Annotated in this window: 16 protein-coding genes and 1 pseudogene; 13 read left to right on the top strand and 4 right to left on the bottom strand. The window is 65.4% G+C overall.

Going from position 1 to position 18,206, the window contains the following annotated elements; translation table 11 throughout:
• Positions 1 to 206 precede the first annotated feature (206 nt).
• The 3 genes from J3R73_RS08045 to J3R73_RS08035 all read right to left on the bottom strand — a co-directional run bounded on the left by J3R73_RS08045 (position 207) and on the right by J3R73_RS08035 (position 3,150).
• The gene (locus tag J3R73_RS08045; protein ID WP_307424780.1) at positions 207 to 1,100 is read right to left on the bottom strand and encodes a LysR family transcriptional regulator; all 894 of its coding nucleotides are present in this window, start codon (positions 1,098 to 1,100) and stop codon (positions 207 to 209) included.
• A 112-nt stretch (positions 1,101 to 1,212) separates the two neighbouring features.
• Positions 1,213 to 2,175 carry a thioredoxin-disulfide reductase gene (trxB, locus tag J3R73_RS08040; RefSeq protein WP_307424777.1) on the bottom strand — a complete coding sequence of 321 codons (963 nt, stop codon included), beginning with the start codon at positions 2,173 to 2,175 and terminating at the stop codon, positions 1,213 to 1,215.
• A gap of 12 nt (positions 2,176 to 2,187) precedes the next feature.
• Positions 2,188 to 3,150, bottom strand: a complete 963-nt coding sequence (locus tag J3R73_RS08035) for a mitochondrial fission ELM1 family protein (protein ID WP_307424774.1) — start codon at positions 3,148 to 3,150, stop codon at positions 2,188 to 2,190.
• 209 nt (positions 3,151 to 3,359) lie between these two features.
• Here J3R73_RS08035 and J3R73_RS08030 point away from each other — a divergent pair, with 209 nt between their 5' ends.
• Positions 3,360 to 3,731: a septal ring lytic transglycosylase RlpA family protein gene (locus J3R73_RS08030; protein WP_307424771.1), complete on the top strand. Its 372-nt coding sequence runs from the start codon at positions 3,360 to 3,362 to the stop codon at positions 3,729 to 3,731.
• Between the two features lie 157 nt (positions 3,732 to 3,888).
• Here the strand turns inward: J3R73_RS08030 and J3R73_RS08025 are convergent, their stop codons facing one another.
• A complete protein-coding gene (locus J3R73_RS08025) occupies positions 3,889 to 5,091 on the bottom strand; it encodes a pyridoxal phosphate-dependent aminotransferase (RefSeq protein ID WP_307424769.1) in 1,203 nt (400 codons plus the stop codon).
• A gap of 387 nt (positions 5,092 to 5,478) precedes the next feature.
• Between J3R73_RS08025 and J3R73_RS08020 the strand changes: the two genes are divergently transcribed.
• From J3R73_RS08020 to J3R73_RS07965, 12 genes and pseudogenes are all read left to right on the top strand, one after another.
• Positions 5,479 to 5,640, top strand: coding sequence for a hypothetical protein (locus J3R73_RS08020; RefSeq protein WP_307424766.1), 162 nt, complete (start codon positions 5,479 to 5,481; stop codon positions 5,638 to 5,640).
• Between the two features lie 126 nt (positions 5,641 to 5,766).
• On the top strand, positions 5,767 to 7,023 hold the full coding sequence (locus tag J3R73_RS08015; protein WP_307424764.1) for an aconitase X: 1,257 nt from the start codon (positions 5,767 to 5,769) through the stop codon (positions 7,021 to 7,023).
• Complete coding sequence (locus J3R73_RS08010) at positions 7,020 to 7,466, top strand: aconitase X swivel domain-containing protein (protein ID WP_307424760.1); 447 nt, start codon at positions 7,020 to 7,022, stop codon at positions 7,464 to 7,466. Before J3R73_RS08015 ends, J3R73_RS08010 begins: the two co-directional genes overlap by 4 nt.
• 257 nt (positions 7,467 to 7,723) lie before the next feature.
• Entirely contained in the window at positions 7,724 to 9,787 is a 2,064-nt protein-coding gene (locus J3R73_RS08005) for an elongation factor G (protein WP_307424758.1), read from the top strand.
• Positions 9,788 to 10,093: 306 nt separating this feature from the next.
• Entirely contained in the window at positions 10,094 to 11,053 is a 960-nt protein-coding gene (trhO, locus tag J3R73_RS08000; protein ID WP_307424756.1) for an oxygen-dependent tRNA uridine(34) hydroxylase TrhO, read from the top strand.
• Positions 11,054 to 11,229: 176 nt separating this feature from the next.
• Complete coding sequence (gene queC, locus J3R73_RS07995; RefSeq protein ID WP_307424753.1) at positions 11,230 to 11,925, top strand: 7-cyano-7-deazaguanine synthase QueC; 696 nt, start codon at positions 11,230 to 11,232, stop codon at positions 11,923 to 11,925.
• A 176-nt stretch (positions 11,926 to 12,101) separates the two neighbouring features.
• Complete coding sequence (gene uvrB, locus J3R73_RS07990) at positions 12,102 to 14,768, top strand: excinuclease ABC subunit UvrB (RefSeq protein WP_307424751.1); 2,667 nt, start codon at positions 12,102 to 12,104, stop codon at positions 14,766 to 14,768.
• A 62-nt stretch (positions 14,769 to 14,830) separates the two neighbouring features.
• Entirely contained in the window at positions 14,831 to 15,073 is a 243-nt protein-coding gene (locus J3R73_RS07985; protein ID WP_307424749.1) for a DUF4160 domain-containing protein, read from the top strand.
• On the top strand, positions 15,057 to 15,305 hold the full coding sequence (locus J3R73_RS07980; RefSeq protein ID WP_307424746.1) for a DUF2442 domain-containing protein: 249 nt from the start codon (positions 15,057 to 15,059) through the stop codon (positions 15,303 to 15,305). The genes J3R73_RS07985 and J3R73_RS07980 overlap by 17 nt, the downstream gene beginning before the upstream one ends.
• Positions 15,306 to 15,415: 110 nt before the next feature.
• A pseudogene (locus tag J3R73_RS07975) lies at positions 15,416 to 15,547 on the top strand (ISAs1 family transposase); the annotation flags it as partial.
• Positions 15,548 to 15,692: 145 nt separating this feature from the next.
• Entirely contained in the window at positions 15,693 to 16,757 is a 1,065-nt protein-coding gene (locus J3R73_RS07970) for a hypothetical protein (RefSeq protein WP_307424743.1), read from the top strand.
• Positions 16,758 to 16,876: 119 nt separating this feature from the next.
• Entirely contained in the window at positions 16,877 to 17,830 is a 954-nt protein-coding gene (locus tag J3R73_RS07965; RefSeq protein WP_307424741.1) for an AlbA family DNA-binding domain-containing protein, read from the top strand.
• The last annotated feature ends 376 nt before the right edge of the window (positions 17,831 to 18,206 follow it).

Here is an 18,206-nt window from a genome sequence, read left to right as displayed (position 1 = left end):
ATTTCAACGGGCATCGTATGCGTCATCCCCGGCGAGCGTAGCGAGGGATCCATGACGTAGGATGGCGTCCCGCCCACGGATTCTCTTTCCTCGCCGCCGGGCGGCTCGCCTGACGTGACGGACCGTGACCGAGCAGCCTCCCACTCGTCCCGTCGTCGGCTTTTGCTGGCCTGAATTCGGCGCCCTGGCTTGGGGCCGGCGCGACCTCAGAACGACCAGCGCTGCGCCTTGCTGACGAGGAAGTCGCGCAGGACCTGAATGCGGGCGAGATTCTTCATTTCCTCGGGATAGACGAAATAGGTCTCCATCAGCGGCATCTCCGCATCGGGCAGGACCTGGACCAGCGGCGAATCCCGGCCGACCAGATAGTCCGGCAGCACCGCGAGGCCGACCCCCTTCTCCACCGCCGTCTTCACGCCGCCGAGATTGTTGACCTCGAACACCGGCTCGCGCGGATCCTTCGGATCGCGTCCGGCGGTGGTCAGCCAGTTCATCCCCTGCTGGACGAAGCTGCCGGGGCTGCCGCCGAACATGATGATGCGGTGGCGATCGATCTCGTCGATGTTGCGCGGCTGACCGAAGCGCTTGATATATTCGGGCGCGGCATAGACGCGGAAATGCATGGTGAACAGCCGGCGCTGGATGAGGTCGCCCTGCTCGGGCTGGCGCAGGCGCAGCGCCACGTCGGCCTCGCGCATGCCCAGATCCAGTTCCTGCTCGGTCAGCAGGAGTTTGAGCCGGATATCGGGGTAGAGGTCGAGGAATTCGCCGATGCGCGGCGTCAGCCAATAGGTCCCGAGTCCCACCGTCGTCGTCAGGCGCAATTCGCCGTTCGGCCGCTCGCGGCTGTCCGTGAGGGCGCCCATCGCCGATTCGAGCTTGAGCATGACGTCCTGCGTCGTGCGGAAGAGCATCTCCCCCTGCTCGGTCAGGATGAGGCCGCGCGCGTGACGGTGGAACAGCGGCGTGCGCAGATCCGCTTCCAGCGCCGAGACCTGGCGGCTGACGGCCGATTGGGACAGGCCCAACACATCGCCAGCATGCGTGAAGCTGCCCGCTTCCGCAGCCGCGTGAAAGACTTTGAGCTTGTCCCAGTCCATGAGGCCCCCAGTTCAGCCCATCCCGCGGCCGCAACCGAGGCTCCCGCGATGCATACATCATATCATCGCAGAGAAGTTCGAAATGGGTGGCAAATTTACGGCAAAAAACGATTTATTCAGCCGCTTCCCTGTGGACTTCCTGCGCAGCGAGCCATTTTTCCGCTTCCAGGGCAGCCATGCAGCCCATGCCGGCCGCGGTGACCGCCTGGCGGTACACGTCGTCGGCGACGTCGCCGGCCGCGTAGACGCCCGCCACGCCGGTGGCGGTGGTCCCCGCAACGGTCTGGATATAGGCTCCGTTCTTGAAGCCGAGCTGGCCCTCGAACAGTTCGGAAGCCGGCTTGTGGCCGATGGCGATGAATACGCCGTCGGTCTCGTGCCGGCTGACCACCCCGGTCTCGACGTCGCGCAGGTTCACATGGGTGACCCCGAGCGGGGTGTCGTGCCCACCGATCTCGTCGACGACGCTGTTCCACACCACCTCGATCTTCGGGTGCTTGAAGAGGCGGTCCTGCAGGATCTTCTCCGAACGGAAATGGTCGCGCCGGTGCACCACCGTCACCTTCGCCGCGATGTTGGCGAGATAGAGCGCCTCCTCGACGGCGGTGTTGCCGCCGCCCACCACCGTGACGTTCTTGTTGCGGAAGAAGAAGCCGTCGCAGGTCGCGCAGGCGGAGACGCCGAAGCCGCGGAACTTGTCCTCCGAAGGGATCTCCAGCCATTTGGCCTGCGCGCCGGTGGCGATGATCAGGGCGTCGGCGAGATAGACGTCACCGACATCGCCCTCGAGCCGGAACGGGCGACGCGAGAGATCGACCTTGGCGATGTGGTCGGACACCATGCCCGCCCCCATGCTCTCGGCCTGCTTGCGCATCTCCTCCATCAGCCACGGCCCCTGGATCACCGAGGAAAAGCCCGGATAATTCTCGACGTCGGTGGTGATGGTCAGCTGTCCCCCCGGCTGGATGCCCGAGATCAGCAGCGGCGACAGATTGGCGCGCGCCGCATAGATCGCGGCCGTATATCCCGCCGGGCCTGAGCCGAGGATGATGAGCTTGGAGTGACGGGTGGCCATGGCGGGTTCCAATCAGTGTCTGGCGGGCAGGCGAAGGCGGTGGAGGATTTCGCGCGCGATCAAGGGTGTGGAATCTAGGGGCTCATAGGGGCTGATTTCAAGACGTCCCTCGAACTTCACCACAGCGCCGTGCGCCGCCAGCCCGTCGACGAAGCGCCGGATCTTGGCCGGCACCCCCTCGGGCATGAAGACGTGGATGGTCTTGCCGGTGCTCGCCGCCTCGCTCAGCATGTTGGCCGAATCCGCGGTCACCACGAAGGCGTCGGCCAGGCCCAGCATCTCGGCATAGGGATTGCTCGCCTTGCCGTCCCAGATCCAGGCGCTGCGGCCGGCCAGCGCCTGCGCCATCGCCTGCGTCATCGCCTCGGGCGTGCGCCGGGACGGCGTCACCATCAGCCCGGCGCCGCCATCCGCCAGCATGCGAAGCGCGAGGGCGAAACGGGCGATGTCCCTGTCGCCGAAGCCGACATCCTTGGACGGACCGCCCGCCAGCACCGCCACCCGCGGCTGCGGCAGCGCGAGCAGGCCCGGGCGCGCCGCGGCGCGGGCCGCCGCCAGCGCGGCGGGCGTCTGCCGGTGCGGCGAGGTCAGGGTCGCCAGCACATTGTCGCCGCGCAGGCGGTCATGCTGCGGCACCCAGATGAAATCCGCCGCGCCCGTCCCCGTGCGCGGGTCCTTGAGGAAGACGGTGAAGGTCGCCGGCGAGCGCTTCTTCAGCCAGCGCAGATAGGTGACTGCACGCCGTCCCGAGGCGATGGCGATATCCGGCGCCGCCGCCGCCAGATCCTCCGACAAGGCCTGCAGATCGGCCGGATCGGGAGGCCCCCACGGCATGGCGAGGGCATAGAGGCGCCGCGGGCGCACGCGATGTTCGACGATGCGCCCGCCCGTCCCGGCGAGCACCGCTTCGGCCACGCCGAGGCACTGCAGCGCATCGCCCGCCTTGCCGTCCGTCAGGGTCCAGATCACAGCCATCGCCTTGTCTTAGCACGATCGCCGGGGAGCGAAAGATGGCGGGGCTTGAACATAACATTTTACCGCCCGAGGAGCGGCACAGCTTATCCGATCGAAGACTCCTCTATCCGTAAGTCATTGAGATTTTCGGGGCTTTTTCGGTGATCATATTCAGACCACATTTCCCAGTATAAGCCCTCAAATCCCCCAACAATTGAGAGCTTGACTGGATGACGTCTTATACGACGAACGCTACTTTTTTTGCTTTGGCATTAAGTCTATTAACAGTGACAGGTCCGGCCCTCGCAGGGTCTGTCGGCGTGGCTTCTTACTATGGCAAGGAAATGGGCGGGCGCCGTACTGCCGATGGCGAACGCTTCAACCCGGGCGGGCTCACCGCAGCCCATCGCTCCCTTCCCTTCGGGACGAAGCTCAGGGTCACCAACCTTCGCAACGGCAAAACGGTTGTTGTGCGCGTGTCGGACCGCGGTCCGTTTGCGCGCGGACGCATGATCGACCTGTCCTATGGCGCGGCCCGCGCCATCGACATGCTTCATGCCGGTACGGCCCGGGTGAAGATCTCGCGTCTGGCGGAACGATAGAGTCCCCTGCGGAGCGAGCGTCTTGCGGTCCCGAAGGGATCGCTCGCCCGCCGAACGGCTCGTGAAAAAAGGGGCGGCCCGCCGGGGCCGCCCCTTTTTGATCGTCGCCAATTTTGATTTTCGCCAGGCGCGAGCGCCGCGCCGGGCTGCGCCCCGATCAGCGCAGGCTGTTGCAGAAGCGCTGGATGCGCCGCCCGGCCTCCTCGAGGGCCTCGGTCGAGGTGGCGTAGGAGATGCGGAAATTCGGGCCGAGGCCGAAGGCCGAGCCGTGCACCACCGCCACGCCCTCGGCCTCCAGCAATTCGGACACGAAATCCTCGTCGGTCTCCAGCGTCTTGCCGGTCTCCGTCCGCTTGCCGAGCGTGCCGGCGCAGGACGGATAGACGTAGAAGGCGCCTTCCGGCGTCGGGCATTCGATGCCATTGGCCTGGTTGAGCATGCCGACGATGAGATCCCGGCGTCCCTCGAAGATCTTGCGCCGCTCGGGCAGGAAGTCCTGCGTGCCGTTGAGCGCCTCCACCGACGCCCATTGCGCGATGGAGCAGGCGCCGGAGGTCTGCTGGCCCTGGATCATGTCCATCGCCTTGATCAGCTTCTCCGGCCCGGCGGCGTAGCCGATGCGCCAGCCGGTCATGGCATAGGCCTTCGACACGCCGTTCACCGTGAGCGTACGGTCGTAGAGCTGCGGCTCGACCTGGGCGGCGGTGTAATATTTGAAGTCGCCATAGATGAGATGCTCATACATGTCGTCGGTCAGCATCCACACATGCGGATGGCGCAGCAGCACGTCCGTGAGCGCCTTCAGCTCGTCATAGCTATAGGCCGCGCCCGAGGGGTTGGACGGCGAATTGAAGATCAGCCACTTCGTCTTCGGCGTGATCGCCTTTTCGAGCGTCGCCGCATCGAGCTTGAAGCCGGTGGCGATGGTGGTCTCGGCGAACACCGGCGTGCCGCCGCACAGCGCCACCATCTCCGGATAGGAGACCCAGTAGGGCGTGGGGATCACCACCTCGTCGCCGGCATTGAGCGTCGCCATCAGCGCGTTGAAGAGGACGTGCTTGCCGCCGGTCGAGACGATGGTCTGCGAAGGCTTGTAGTCGAGCCCGTTCTCCCGCTTGAACTTGGCGGCGATGGCCTCGCGCAGCGGCGGGATGCCGGAAATCGGCGTGTACTTCGTCTCGCCGCGCATGATGGCGTCGATGGCGGCCTTCTTGATGTTGTCCGGCGTGTCCATGTCCGGCTCGCCGGCGCCCAGCCCGATGATATCGCGCCCCGCCGCTTTCAATTCGCGCGCTTTCTGGCTCACCGCGATGGTCGCGGAGGGCTTGATGCGCGAAAGGGCGTCGGCGATAAAGGCCATGGCTGAGACTCCTGTGTAGCCGTGATTTTGCGGGCGGACCCTAGGCGCGGCCAGACCGGGGTTCAAGCGCAAAGATCGCGCTGTCCGGCGCGGATCGGCAAAGCTGCGCAGGGTGCGATCGCCGGCCGCCGCCGCCCGGGCGCAGCGCCGCCGGACACGACATTGCCGCGAAACTTCCCCATCTCCGCCCGACGAGGCGCAAAGACCGGCCGCGATCCCCCGCGATAGTGATTAAATCGACACCGGCTCCGGGAATGCGGAACAAACCCATGCGACACGCATTTTAGCTCCGAAAGTATGACAGCGGGATTTCAAGCAGATCTTTCGTCATACCAGCAGATCCTTCGTCATATCGATTGTCGAGCAGTCGCGTTCAAGGAGATCACGATGGCCAACGGTCCTACGATCAGAAACTTCCCTAGGGCGACGACGCGTGCCATGCGCGTCTCGGCTGCCGAAGCCGAACGCCAGCTCACCCTTGCCTTGTGGCTGGTGGCCTTCCTGGTCGCCGCCACCTTCGTAACAGCGACCGTCGGTCTCTTCGCTTAAGCCCCCCCAACCAGCGAACGCCGCGGATCGCTTCCCGCGCCGGATGGTCCCCCCGCCATCCGGCGCTTTTTATTGTCACGCATGCGCCGGCCGTCCTATGAGGCGGGATCGATCCGACCGGAGGGCATGGCGTTGCATCTCACCGCATTCGAGCAGGACATGGCGGCGGGCGGCCGGGGCGAGGCCGCCGCCTTCGCCATGGACATCCTGCTGCGCTTCGCCGCCGCCGTGGGAGCGCCGCATCTCATCGAGATCGCACAGGCCCATATCGATGGCTGCCTCTATCACGGCGAGGTCAGCCTCGACTTCGTCGAGAGGCTCGTCGCCGAGGAAGGCCGGGTGAGCGTGCCGACGACGCTCAATGTCGGCTCGATGGACCTGCTCCATCCCGAGCTGATCGGCGGCGCCGAGGCGGGGCGCGCCGCCGGCCGCCGGCTGATGGAGGCGCATCTGGCGCTCGGCTGCGAGCCGAGCTTCACCTGCGCGCCCTACCAGACCCGTTTCCGCCCCGGCTTCGGCGAGCAGATCGCCTGGGGCGAGTCCAATGCCATCGTCTTCGCCAATTCGGTGATCGGCGCCCGCACCAACCGCTACGGCGATTTCATCGACCTGTGCTGCGCCGTTACCGGCCGGGCGCCGGCCTTCGGCCTGCATCTCGACGAGAACCGCAAGGGCGAGGTGCTTTTCCGGCTGAAGGGCCTGCCCGTCTCGGCCGAGGCGACGGACGCGCTCTATGTCGCCGTCGGCGCCCTGGTGGGCGAGCGCTCGGGCGGCCGCGTCCCGGTGATCGAAGGCCTGCCGCCGCCCCGCTCGGAGGACCAGCTCAAGGCGCTCGGCGCCGTCGCGGCCTCATCGGGCTCGGTGGCGCTGTTCCACGTCGTCGGCGTGACGCCCGAAGCGCCGAGCCTGGCCGCGGCGTTCGGCGGCGGCGCCCCCGCCGAGATCGTCGAGCTCGACGCGGCGGCGCTGCGCGGCGCCCTCGCCCGCCTGTCGACGGCCGCCGAAGGCGCCCCACTCGCCGCCGTCAGCCTCGGCACGCCGCATTTCTCGCTCGGCGAGTTCCGGGCGCTGGCGCCGCTGCTGGACGGCTTCCGCGCCGCGCCCGGCGTCGACATCTACGTCAACACCGGCCGGGAGACCTATGCGGCGCTGGCGGCGGGCGGCCTGCTGCCGGCGATCGAGGCTGCCGGCGTCACCGTGCTCACCGACACCTGCACCTATGTCACCGCGCTGACGCGCGGGCTTTCGGGGGTGGTGATGACCAATTCCGGCAAATGGGCCCATTACGCCCCCGGCAATATCGGCGTCGACGTCGCCTTCGGCTCCCTGGAGGACTGCGTCGCCTCGGCGGCCGCGGGCCGCGTCGTGCGGAGCGGGCTATGAGGCGCCTGTCCGCACGCTTCCTGGTGGAGGGCACGGCCGAGGGCCTGCTCACCGTGTGGTCGACGCCTCTCAGCTTCTGGGGCGGCTTCGACAGCGCCGACGGCCGCGTCATCGACCGCTCGCACCCGGCCTTCGGCACCGCGGTCGCCGGCCGCATCCTCGCCATGCCGTCCGGGCGCGGTTCGAGCTCGGCGAGCTCCGTGCTGGCGGAGGCGGTCCGCCGCGGCACCGCCCCGGCGGCGATCCTCCTGGCGATGCCCGATCCGATCATCGCCGTCGGCGCCATCGTCGCCCGCCGGCTCTATGGCAGGACCTGCCCGGTGCTGCTTTGCGATCCCGCCGATTTCGGGCAGCTCGCCGACGGCGCGAGGGCCGAGATCCGCAGCGAGGACGGCCTCGCCGTCGTCGTCCTCGGCGAGGGGCCGCCACCGCCGAGGGCCTGACGGCATCGGCGCGGCTCCTCCCGCGGCCGCGCCGGCCTCTCCCGGTGCGGAACCGCCATTTTTTCCTTGCCAGCCCTCCCGAACGGCGCGACCATCCGCCGACGACCGAGCCGGCGCAGGATCCCTTCCAGCACAACCGAATTCGAGCGCCTCTTCCGCGGTGTGAATTGTTCCGACGAACAGTCCCCGTCCGTCAGGCAGTCCGTACCGCCCACCGCCTCCAAGAGCGGCGCCCCATTCATGCGGGAGGTACGACCATGACCCAGGACAATGCGAATGGCAGACGATATGGCGGGCCGCGCTGCATCGCCATCGTCGGCCCGTTCCAGAGCGGCAAGACGACGCTGCTCGAGGCGATCCTCGCCCGCATGGGCGCGCTGCAGCGCCAGGGCACCGTCGCCGCCGGCACCACCATCGGCGATGCGAGCGCGGAGGCCCGCAGCCATGCCATGAGCGTGGAGGCCAATGTCGCCGCCGTCGACTTCATGGGCGACACCTATACCTTCGTCGACTGCCCCGGCTCGATCGAGTTCCTCGCCGAGATGCAGCCGGTGCTGCCGGCGATCGACGCGGCGGTGGTGGTGTGCGAGGCCGACGAGAAGAAGATCCCGGCCCTGCAGCTGATCCTGCGCGAGCTGGAGGATCGGAAGATCCCGCGCTTCCTCTTCCTCAACAAGATCGACAGTTCGAGCCAGAGCGTGCGCGAGGCGCTGCCTCTGCTGCAGCCCGCCTCCCGCCTGCCGCTGCTGCTGCGGCAGATCCCGATCTGGCGGAACGGCGTCGCCGTCGGCTATATCGACCTCGCGCTCGAACGGGCCTTCATCTACCAGGAGCACGCCGCCTCGCAGGTCGTCGACATCCCGCCGGACGAGCTGCCGCGCGGCCGGGAAGCCCGCTATTCCATGCTGGAGCGGCTGTCCGACCATGACGACGCGCTGATGGAGCAGCTGCTCGACGAGGTCGAGCCGCCGCGCGACCGCGTGTTCGACGACCTCGCCCATGAATTGCGCGACGGGCTGGCGGTGCCCGTGCTGATGGGCTCGGCCCTCAACGGCAACGGCATGCTGCGCCTGATGAAGGCGCTACGCCACGAGGCGCCGGGCGTCACGGAGACGGTGGCGCGCCTCGGCTTGACGGCGGAGCCCGGCGCGCCGGCCCTCGGCCATGTGATGAAGACCTTCCACACCGCCCATGCCGGCAAGCTGTCGCTGACGCGGGTGCTGCGCGGCACCTTCCAGGAAGGCATGACCGTCACCGCCTCCTCCGGCGAAAGCAGCCGCGTCGCCGGCTGCGCCCGCCTGCTCGGCCAGACCACGCAGAAGGTCGCGCAGGCCCAGGCCGGCGACACCGTGGCCCTCGGCAAGGTCGATGCGGCCCATACCGGCGACGCCCTCAGCGGCGCCGGGGCCGTCGGCCGGCTCGCCGCCGTCGCGATCGCCGAGCCGGTGATGGCGATCGCCCTGCGCGCCCGCGACCGCAAGGACGACGTCAAGCTGTCGGCGGCGATCCAGCGCCTGCTCGACGAGGACCTCTCGCTCTCGGTCGAGCAGAATGCCGAGCTCGGCGACACCGTGCTGCGCGGCCAGGGCGAGATGCATCTGCGCGTCGCCGTCGAGAAGCTCGCCTCCAAATTCGGCGTGGCGGTGAATTCCTATCCGCCGCAGATCGGCTACCGCGAGACGATCCGCAAATCCGCGACCGGCATACGCGGCCGCCACAAGAAGCAGTCGGGCGGCCACGGCCAGTTCGGCGACGTCGTCATCGACGTCGGCCCCCTGCCCCGCGGCACCGGCTTCGTCTTCACCGACCGCATCACCGGCGGCGTGGTGCCGCGCAACTACATCCCCTCGGTCGAGGAAGGCGTGCGGCATTATCTCAGGCGCGGGCCGCTCGGCTTTCCCGTCGTCGATGTCGGCGTGGCGCTGACCGACGGCTCCTACCACACGGTCGATTCCTCCGACATGGCGTTCCAGATGGCGGCCCGCCTTGGCATGGGCGAGGCGATGCCGCAATGCAGCCCGGTGCTGCTCGAGCCGGTGCTCGGCGTCGAGATCACCGTGCCCTCCGACGCCACCGCCCGCGCCAACGCCATCGTCTCCTCGCGGCGCGGCCAGATCCTCGGCTTCGACGCCCGGCCGGGCTGGGACGGCTGGGACATCGTCCGCGCCCTGATCCCGGAGGCGGAGATCACCGATCTCATCATCGAGCTGCGCTCGGCCACCGCCGGCGTCGGCACCTTCCGGGCGCGCTTCGACCACCTCGCCGAGATCTCGGGCCGCCACGCCGACGCCGTCGTCGCCTCGCGCCAGGCAGCGCAGTAACCCCGGGACCGCAGGCTTCCAGCCTGCATCTTCGGAAACGCCGACGTTTCCAGGAGCAGGCGGGACGCCCTTGGGCGCTCATTCTGCGAGGAAAGGCGCGACGATGGAGGGGCGATCACCCGATCGCCCATCTTGGAAACGCAGAACCTGCCGGAAAGGAACAGGTCGATCGGTGATCGACCCTCCATCGCGCGCCTATGTCGACGCCTGCATTCGTGGAAACGCGGAGCCCGCGGGAAGAGGCAGGCCGGAAGCCTGCAGTCTCCGGAAATTGCCCCGCGTCCTTTTTGGCGCTACACAGCGCCGATGCCGACCGTCGAGATCGCCGCCTTCTATCATTTCGCACGCCTGCCGCACTTCGCCGCCCTGCGGCAGCCGCTGGCGCAGCTGTGCTGCTCGCTCGGCATCAAGGGCATCGTCCTGCTCGCGCCCGAGGGCATCAACGGCACCGTGGCCGGCTCGCCCGCGGCGATGGCGGCCTTCCATCCGAAATTGCGGGCGATCACCGGCCTGCCGGACATCGGGCACAAGACCTCCTTCGCCGAGGCGATGCCCTTCCTGCGCATGAAGGTCCGGCTCAAGGAGGAGATCGTCACCCTCGGCGACCCCAGCGTCGATCCGATCGAGCGCGTCGGCACCTATGTCGAGCCGCGCGACTGGAACGCGCTGATCTCGGATCCGGACGTGCTGGTCATCGACACCCGCAACGATTTCGAGGTGCGCATCGGCAGCTTCCAGGGCGCCGTCGACCCCAAGACCCGCAGCTTCGGCGAATTTCCGGCCTATGTCAGGGACCATCTCGATCCGGCCCGCCACCGCAAGGTGGCGATGTTCTGCACCGGCGGCATACGCTGCGAGAAGGCCACCAGCCTGATGCTGCGCGAGGGCTTCGAGGAGGTCTACCATCTCAAGGGCGGCGTGCTGCGCTATCTCGAGGAGATCCCGCCCACCGAGAGCCTGTGGCAGGGCGCCTGCTTCGTCTTCGACCAGCGCGTCGCCGTCGGCCACGGGCTGGCGGTGGAGGATTTCGCGCTCTGCCATGGCTGCCTGTCGCCGCTGAGCGCCGACGACCGCCGGTCGCCGGACTATGAGGAGGGCGTCAGCTGCCCCTGGTGCGCGCAGGCGCTGACGCCGGAGCGCAAGGCCTCGGCCCGCGAGCGCCACCGCCAGGTCGTTCTGGCCCGCGCGCGCGGCGACACCCATCTCGGCCCGCGCGCCGAAACCGAAAATACCACTCCGTTCCAATGCGATGGCGTGGGACCGTGAATCGATCCGGCAAACTGTTTACACCCGTCATTCCCGGCGAGCCGCGCAGCGGCGAGGGAAGGGACTCCATGGGCCGGGACACCGCTCCATGCCATGGCTCCCCTTCCCTCGGCCTCCGGCCTCGCCGGGGATGACGGGCCCTCGGATCTGTCTCTTCATTCCAGCGGAACGCCGCCATGACCGAAAAAGCCCTCGTCCTCTTCTCCGCCGGGCAGGATTCCACCACCTGCCTCGCCTGGGCGCTCGACCGCTTCGACCATGTCGAGACGGTCGGCTTCGACTACGGCCAGCGCCACCGCATCGAGCTCGATCTGCGCCCGGCGGTGCTCGACGCTCTGCGCCGCGCCTTCCCCGACTGGGCCGCCCGGCTCGGCGAGGACCACATGGTCGACCTCTCGGTGCTCGGCGGCATCAGCGACACCTCGCTGACCCGCGACGTCGAGATAGCGATGCAGGCGAACGGCCTGCCCAACAGCTTCGTGCCCGGCCGCAACCTCCTGTTCCTCACCTTCGCCGCCGCCATCGCCTATCGCCGCGGCGCCAGGCATCTCGTCACCGGCGTGTGCGAGACCGACTTCTCCGGCTATCCTGACTGCCGCGACGACACCATGAAGGCGATGCAGCTCGCCCTCAATCTCGGCATGGAGAGCCGCTTCGTGGTCGAGACGCCGCTGATGTGGATCGACAAGGCGCAGACCTGGGCGCTGGCCCGCGAACTCGGCGGCGACGCTTTGGTCGACCTCATCCGCGAGGACACCCACACCTGCTACAATGGCGACCGCACCCACCATCACGACTGGGGCTATGGCTGCGGCGCCTGCCCCGCCTGCGACCTGCGCGCCGCCGGCTACCGCCGCTTCATGGCGGGCTGACCGGAGCGCCCCCCTGGGACCGCAGGCGTCTCGCCTGCTCCTGGAAACGTTGCGCCTGCAGGAAGAGGCAGGCGAGACGCCTGCGATCCCGGGCCCCATCCTGCTGACACCACGCTGTCAGCAAGTTTCCCCTGCCGGCCCTTTCATCGCGCCCTGACTCACCCCATTATCAGGCCATGGCCGACACTTCGAAAGATTCTCCCGCCCGCAAGGTCCGCACGCCCCGTTCCAAGGCCTCGCGGCCGCCTCTGCCCTCGCTCGACGAGCACCTGAAGGCCCTGCTCAATCCGGGCCTGCTCAAGGAGGGCCGGCGCAGCCCGCCCGAGGGCTTCGGCGAGGCGCCGCAGGCCGGCTTCGACACCGCCGTCACCGGCCTCGACCCGGACCTTGCCGGCAAGCTCGGCATCCCCGTCGCCGGCGGCGGCGCCAGGATCGAAGGCCGCGCCGTCAAGCGCAAGGCCAAGGGCACGGGGAAGGGCAAGGACGAGCCCGAGCTCGATCCGGACGGGCTCGACAGGCTCGGCGGCTCGGCCGGCACCATCAAGGCGCTGACGGCGCTGCTGGAGAGCGGCGATCCGCGCCTCGCCGGCAAGCCGGTATGGACGCCGCACCGCCCCTCGCGCCCCGACAAGAGCGAGGGCGGCATCCCGCTCGCGCTCGTCTCCGAATACCAGCCCGCCGGCGACCAGCCGACGGCCATCGCCGAGCTCGTCGACGGCCTCTCCCTGCATGAGCGCGACCAGGTGCTGCTCGGCGTCACCGGCTCGGGCAAGACCTTCACCATGGCGCAGGTGATCGCCCGCACCCAGCGCCCGGCCCTGGTCCTCGCCCCCAACAAGACGCTGGCGGCCCAGCTCTATGGCGAGTTCAAGAGCTTCTTCCCCAACAATGCGGTGGAATACTTCGTCTCCTATTACGACTATTACCAGCCCGAGGCCTATGTGCCGCGCACCGACACCTATATCGAGAAGGAATCCTCGATCAACGAGCAGATCGACCGCATGCGCCATTCGGCGACGCGCTCGCTGCTGGAACGCGACGACGTCATCATCGTCGCCTCGGTGTCCTGCATCTACGGCATCGGCTCGGTCGAGACCTACACCGCCATGACCTTCGGCATGACGGTGGGCGAGCGCGTCGAGCAGAAGCAGCTGATCGCCGACCTCGTCGCTTTGCAATACAAGCGCATCAGCGCCGATTTCGCCCGCGGCACCTTCCGCGTGCGCGGCGACACCATCGAGCTGTTCCCGGCCCATTACGAGGACCGCGCCTGGCGCATCAACCTGTTCGGCGACGAGATCGAGAGCATCGCCGAGTTCGATCCGCTCACCGGCCAGAAGATCCAGGACCTGCAATTCGTCAAGGTCTACGCCAATTCGCATTATGTCACGCCGCGCCCCACCCTCAACCAGGCGATCAAGGGCATCAAGGAGGAGCTGAAGGTGCGCCTGCAGCAGCTCTATGCCGGCGGCCGCCTGCTCGAGGCGCAGCGGCTGGAGCAGCGCACGGTGTTCGACCTCGAAATGATGGAGGCGACCGGCTCCTGCGCCGGCATCGAGAATTATTCGCGCTGGCTCACCGGCCGCCAGCCGGGCGAGCCGCCGCCGACCCTGTTCGAATACCTGCCCGACAACGCCATCGTCTTCACCGACGAGAGCCACGTCACCGTCCCGCAGATCGGCGCCATGTACAAGGGTGACTTCCGGCGCAAGGCGACTTTGGCCGAATATGGCTTCCGCCTGCCCTCCTGCCTCGACAACCGGCCGCTCCGCTTCGAGGAGTGGGACGCGATGCGCCCGCAGACCGTGCATGTCTCGGCCACCCCCGGCAAATGGGAGCTGGAGCACACCGGCGGCGTCTTCGCCGAGCAGGTCATCCGCCCCACCGGCCTGATCGACCCGCAATGCGAGATCCGCCCGGCGCGCACCCAGGTCGACGACCTGCTCGGCGAGGTGCAGCAGGTGGCGAAGCAGGGCTATCGCAGCCTCGTCACCGTGCTGACCAAGCGCATGGCCGAGGACCTCACCGAATATATGCACGACCACGGCGTGCGCGTGCGCTACATGCATTCGGACATCGACACCATCGAGCGCATCGAGATCATCCGCGATCTGCGCCTCGGCGCCTTCGACGTGCTGATCGGCATCAATTTGCTGCGCGAGGGCCTAGACATCCCCGAATGCGCCCTCGTCGCCATCCTCGACGCCGACAAGGAAGGCTTCCTGCGCTCGGAGACCTCGCTGGTGCAGACCATCGGCCGCGCCGCCCGCAATGTCGACGGCCGCGTGCTGCTCTATGCCGACCACATGACCGGCTCGCTCGAACGCGCCATCGCCGAAACCGACCGCCGCCGCGAGAAGCAGGTGGCCTGGAACACCGCCCACGGCATCACGCCGGAAAGCGTCAAGCGCTCGATCGCCGACATCACCAATTCGGTCTATGAGCGCGACCGCGTCACCGTCGACAAGGGCATGGCCGACAGCGTCTCCACCATCGGCCATAATTTCGAGGCGGTCACCGCCGACCTCGAAAAGCGCATGCGCGACGCCGCCGCCGACCTCCGCTTCGAGGAAGCCGCCCGCCTGCGCGACGAGCTCAAGCGCCTGCGCGAGACCGAAATGGCGGTGGCCGACGACGGCGCGGCGCGGCAGGTCAGCGTCAAGCAGAAGGCCGGCGCGTATAAGGGGCCGAAAGCCTATGGCGACGCCGCCAACCTGCCGAAGACCCGCGCGGCCAAGCCCGGGCTGGACAGCATGGGCCCCGGCACCGACCGCGAGGTGCCGCTGGGCGCGGAAGTGCGGAAGAAGGGCGGCGGCAAGGCCGGACGGGGGTGGAAGCGGTGAGGCAGCGGGACGCAGCGAAACGCCAATGCACCTCAGTTCTCCCATAGATGGAGCTGATAGGGATGCCTGTCGTCCTGCGGCTCGATGGTTTCACCTTCTTTTTCTATTCGAACGAAGGAAACCCGCGCGAGCCCGCGCATATCCACGTCCGGCGGGGCAGAGACGAAGCCAAGTTCTGGCTGACGCCGGCCGTGTCCCTGTCGTATAATGATGGCCTTGACGCTAGGTCGCTGAATCGCGTCCAACGCATGGTTGAAGACCATCGCGTTCAATTGGAAAGGGCGTGGAATGAGTATTTCGCCTAGAGCCCTGCGCTTCGACGACGATTGCCTATGGGTTGAACTGGAAGACGGCCGGACGATCGGCGTGCCGCTCGCTTGGTTCCCCCGCTTGCTTCACGCCACCCCGCAGGAACGCGAGAATTACGAGTTGAGCCGGCGGGGCATCCATTGGGACGCCCTGGACGAAGATGTCTCGATCAGCGGCCTCCTCGCGGGCCGAGGCGATGCGACCCACCCGGCCAGGACAGCGGCTTAGGGCAATGGCGAATCGGGGCCGTGAATGCTGGCTCAACGGCAGCGAGATCATATCGGCAGGAACAGTACACTCGGGGGTGGCGACAAATCAAATGCACTGTCACCGTAATTCTGACAACCTTGCGCAAGCTCGCCCTGAACATCCTGAACCAAGCGCGCCCGGGCATCTCCGTCCGCCGCAAACGAAAACGATCAGGATGGTCCAACGACTTCGCAAGATCCATCATCGGCCAAATGCGATGACCCTGACATCAACGCTTTGTCACCTACTTCTTCACCCGATTGCCCTGTAAAACAGACGCTCGAAAGTTTGCTGCCGACGCGATAAAGTTGATTTTGGGCTTTTATATCGGATCTTTCACGAAAATCTTCTAGCACGGGAGGCGTCATGGCTGAGGAAGGTGGCGATGAGGTGTGGCAGGCACTGGGCATCGCGCTTGGAGCTGATCCGCGGGAGAATACCACCATTACCGGCATAAGTGGTTTAGAACACCCCGTTCAATCCATTTCCGTAGATGATAGAACTAAGCGGGTTATTATTATCTCTGCTGAAAGCAATCCTCGCATAGCCGCGCTTATGCAAGTCGATGTTCAAGCGACGATGCCCGCCGACACCAAGGTTTTAGTTGCGCGCCCAATCTCTGTCGATATTTCGGATTTCACCCGCAGGCTTTTTGTTACGGCCGACGGCCAGGTCGATGTGAGCAAGGTCTTTGATGTTGGAAAGCTGTTGGCGACATCCGAAGAACCGGGTCATAAGGAAGAGATCTCCCGCCATTTTGATCCCGTGATGAAGCCAATCATGCGTATCTTCGATAACTTGGAGATGCGTCCCGCCAGCCAGATCGTTGGTGTTGTGGAGCAACTAACTGCGATCAATTGGATGCACATATTTCAGTCTGCACAGCAAAATCCGATGAATCTTTTGAATGCGATCTTCGATATCGTTAAGATCGACAACTTGGCTCTCGACCGAGCCTGCGGCGTCTGCCCACTTCCCTTGTATCAATTTACAGACGACGATTGGCTGCTATTCAAGTCTAAAGGCAATCGCGGAGACGCCCAGGCTCGTCTAAAGGAACTTGGGATTTACCAATATTTCTTTCCTCCGAATGAGCAACTCGTTCTCGGTATTGTCGATAAGGGCAATACGTCACTCGATCTCGTTTCCCAGGGCGTTGCCCTCTCGAAGAAGCTTGGTCACATCCAGGGAGAGGGAGAGCTAGTGCCGGGTCTGCCTAATTTTTTTGATGCGATAGATGGACTAAGAGAGCGTGGCTACATCACCAACATAAATAGCACTCTCGAAATTACGCCCGCCGGAAAGGCCGTGCGCCATACGGTCGATATTCAGCCAAGAGAAAGCTTGGTTTCAAAGATAGTCTCTCGGTTTAAAGTCGAGATAAAAGCCAATATAGCAGACGCCGTCAAAGCTTTTAAAAGCTTTGGGTAGCTCTAATTTTCTGCATTTGGGCTGACGTCTTGATGCGAGCGAGTCACGCACTGTGTACATCCCCGCGTGCGTGCCGGTGTCAAAGCTGGGGGCCTCTCTAGCCGAGTTAGGATGGTACGGTGCTGAAATTGGAATCCATAACTGACCTTCAACGCCTCGTTGATGAAAAGCTGTCAGAAAGCCTAACCCTTGACTACAAGGCATCTCCCTCTCTCGCCAAGGACAGCAAAAGCCGGGATGAGCTTGCTAAGGACGTGTCGGCTTTCGCCAACTCGGCGGGGGGCCAGATCATCTACGGGATAGTCGAAAAGAAGCAGATTCCGCTCCGTGTCGATGAGGGTTCAGACCGAGATGATATTACCCCGGAGTGGATCGAGCAGGTTCTCAGCAGCACGGTCATGCCGAGAATAGCGGGAATAGTGATTAAGCAGATACCCATTTCGGATGATGGCAAAAGGGTCGCATATGTTCTTACGATACCAGCTGCAACTTCATTAGCGCCTCATCAAGCGCCGGATAAAAAATACTTCCGCCGTTATAACTTTGAATCGATCCCGATGCATGACTACGAAATTCGTGATGTCATGAATCGGGCCCACGCCCCGGACATTCGACTAGTCTTTGATATGCGGTTCCATCCGAACTGGTGTCCTGTTGAGTTTGAGGGAGATAGCTCTTGGTCCAACCCGCTCATTATTTCGGTTACGCGTGAAAATATCGCGGAGGAGCCGTGTCTCTACTCGGTTGAACGTGTTTTCTTCGACCACGCACTTAATGTGTCAAAAACAACCGCCGCCGTCACGTTCGAGGAGGGACATACCACCGCAAATAATACGCCCGCCTACGTCTACACGAAGAACTTCAATGTTCCCGCCTTTTTGCCTCTCTTTAAAGGGGTGCGATTTACGTTTGGGATATTCGATGTTCGGATCTCTCGCGAGCATCTGGGCAACAGACATTCCTTTTTATTAGGATATATGGTCAACGCACCAGGGTTTTCGGCCAAACGATTCGGAAAATTCGAATTCGATGGAGCTAGGGCAAGGATTGTCTTTACTGATCCAGCGATTTAGCTAAGTCCTTAACGTAGCCGCGCCACGCGTTCCGCCGCATCCGCCGTCACATGGTACTGCTTCGCCCGCTTGCCGGACTTCACCGTTATCCAGGTGCTGTGGAGCGTCTCCCCTGACCGGGCCAGGGCCTTCCGTACATCGCTGATGCGGTGGCCGATGTCGTTGACCTCATGGCCAGCGGCGCGGAGGGCCTTCTTCAATTCCTGCGCGGTCGCCGGGCGGCCGGTCAGCAGCGCCCGGAGTATGACGCTGTTCTAATTGTAGAGTCGAGGAAGGGCGCGGTAGCTTGGGCCGTTCGGCGACGCCCGTTTCCCTTCCCCGCTCATCAAACCGGGCGTGCGGATTTCCCGCATCCGGCTTTCCGGCAGACTTCATT

The sequence above is a fragment of the Labrys monachus genome (assembly GCF_030814655.1).
In the GTDB taxonomy this organism is placed as follows: domain Bacteria; phylum Pseudomonadota; class Alphaproteobacteria; order Rhizobiales; family Labraceae; genus Labrys; species Labrys monacha.
Note: the sequence above shows the minus strand (reverse complement) of the source record. Positions and strands in the feature narration are given on the sequence as shown.

What these genes read in the sequence shown, in the direction of transcription:
- J3R73_RS08015 (WP_307424764.1), top strand. Translation starts at nt 5,767, where the DNA reads ATGGCGTTGCATCTCACCGCATTCGAGCAGGACATGGCGGCGGGCGGC.
- J3R73_RS08020 (WP_307424766.1), top strand. Translation starts at nt 5,479, where the DNA reads ATGGCCAACGGTCCTACGATCAGAAACTTCCCTAGGGCGACGACGCGT.
- J3R73_RS08045 (WP_307424780.1), bottom strand. Translation starts at nt 1,100, where the DNA reads ATGGACTGGGACAAGCTCAAAGTCTTTCACGCGGCTGCGGAAGCGGGC.
- queC (WP_307424753.1), top strand. Translation starts at nt 11,230, where the DNA reads ATGACCGAAAAAGCCCTCGTCCTCTTCTCCGCCGGGCAGGATTCCACC.
- J3R73_RS08030 (WP_307424771.1), top strand. Translation starts at nt 3,360, where the DNA reads ATGACGTCTTATACGACGAACGCTACTTTTTTTGCTTTGGCATTAAGT.
- J3R73_RS08010 (WP_307424760.1), top strand. Translation starts at nt 7,020, where the DNA reads ATGAGGCGCCTGTCCGCACGCTTCCTGGTGGAGGGCACGGCCGAGGGC.
- J3R73_RS08025 (WP_307424769.1), bottom strand. Translation starts at nt 5,091, where the DNA reads ATGGCCTTTATCGCCGACGCCCTTTCGCGCATCAAGCCCTCCGCGACC.
- trxB (WP_307424777.1), bottom strand. Translation starts at nt 2,175, where the DNA reads ATGGCCACCCGTCACTCCAAGCTCATCATCCTCGGCTCAGGCCCGGCG.
- uvrB (WP_307424751.1), top strand. Translation starts at nt 12,102, where the DNA reads ATGGCCGACACTTCGAAAGATTCTCCCGCCCGCAAGGTCCGCACGCCC.
- J3R73_RS07980 (WP_307424746.1), top strand. Translation starts at nt 15,057, where the DNA reads ATGAGTATTTCGCCTAGAGCCCTGCGCTTCGACGACGATTGCCTATGG.
- J3R73_RS08005 (WP_307424758.1), top strand. Translation starts at nt 7,724, where the DNA reads ATGACCCAGGACAATGCGAATGGCAGACGATATGGCGGGCCGCGCTGC.
- J3R73_RS07970 (WP_307424743.1), top strand. Translation starts at nt 15,693, where the DNA reads ATGGCTGAGGAAGGTGGCGATGAGGTGTGGCAGGCACTGGGCATCGCG.
- J3R73_RS08035 (WP_307424774.1), bottom strand. Translation starts at nt 3,150, where the DNA reads ATGGCTGTGATCTGGACCCTGACGGACGGCAAGGCGGGCGATGCGCTG.
- J3R73_RS07985 (WP_307424749.1), top strand. Translation starts at nt 14,831, where the DNA reads ATGCCTGTCGTCCTGCGGCTCGATGGTTTCACCTTCTTTTTCTATTCG.
- trhO (WP_307424756.1), top strand. Translation starts at nt 10,094, where the DNA reads ATGCCGACCGTCGAGATCGCCGCCTTCTATCATTTCGCACGCCTGCCG.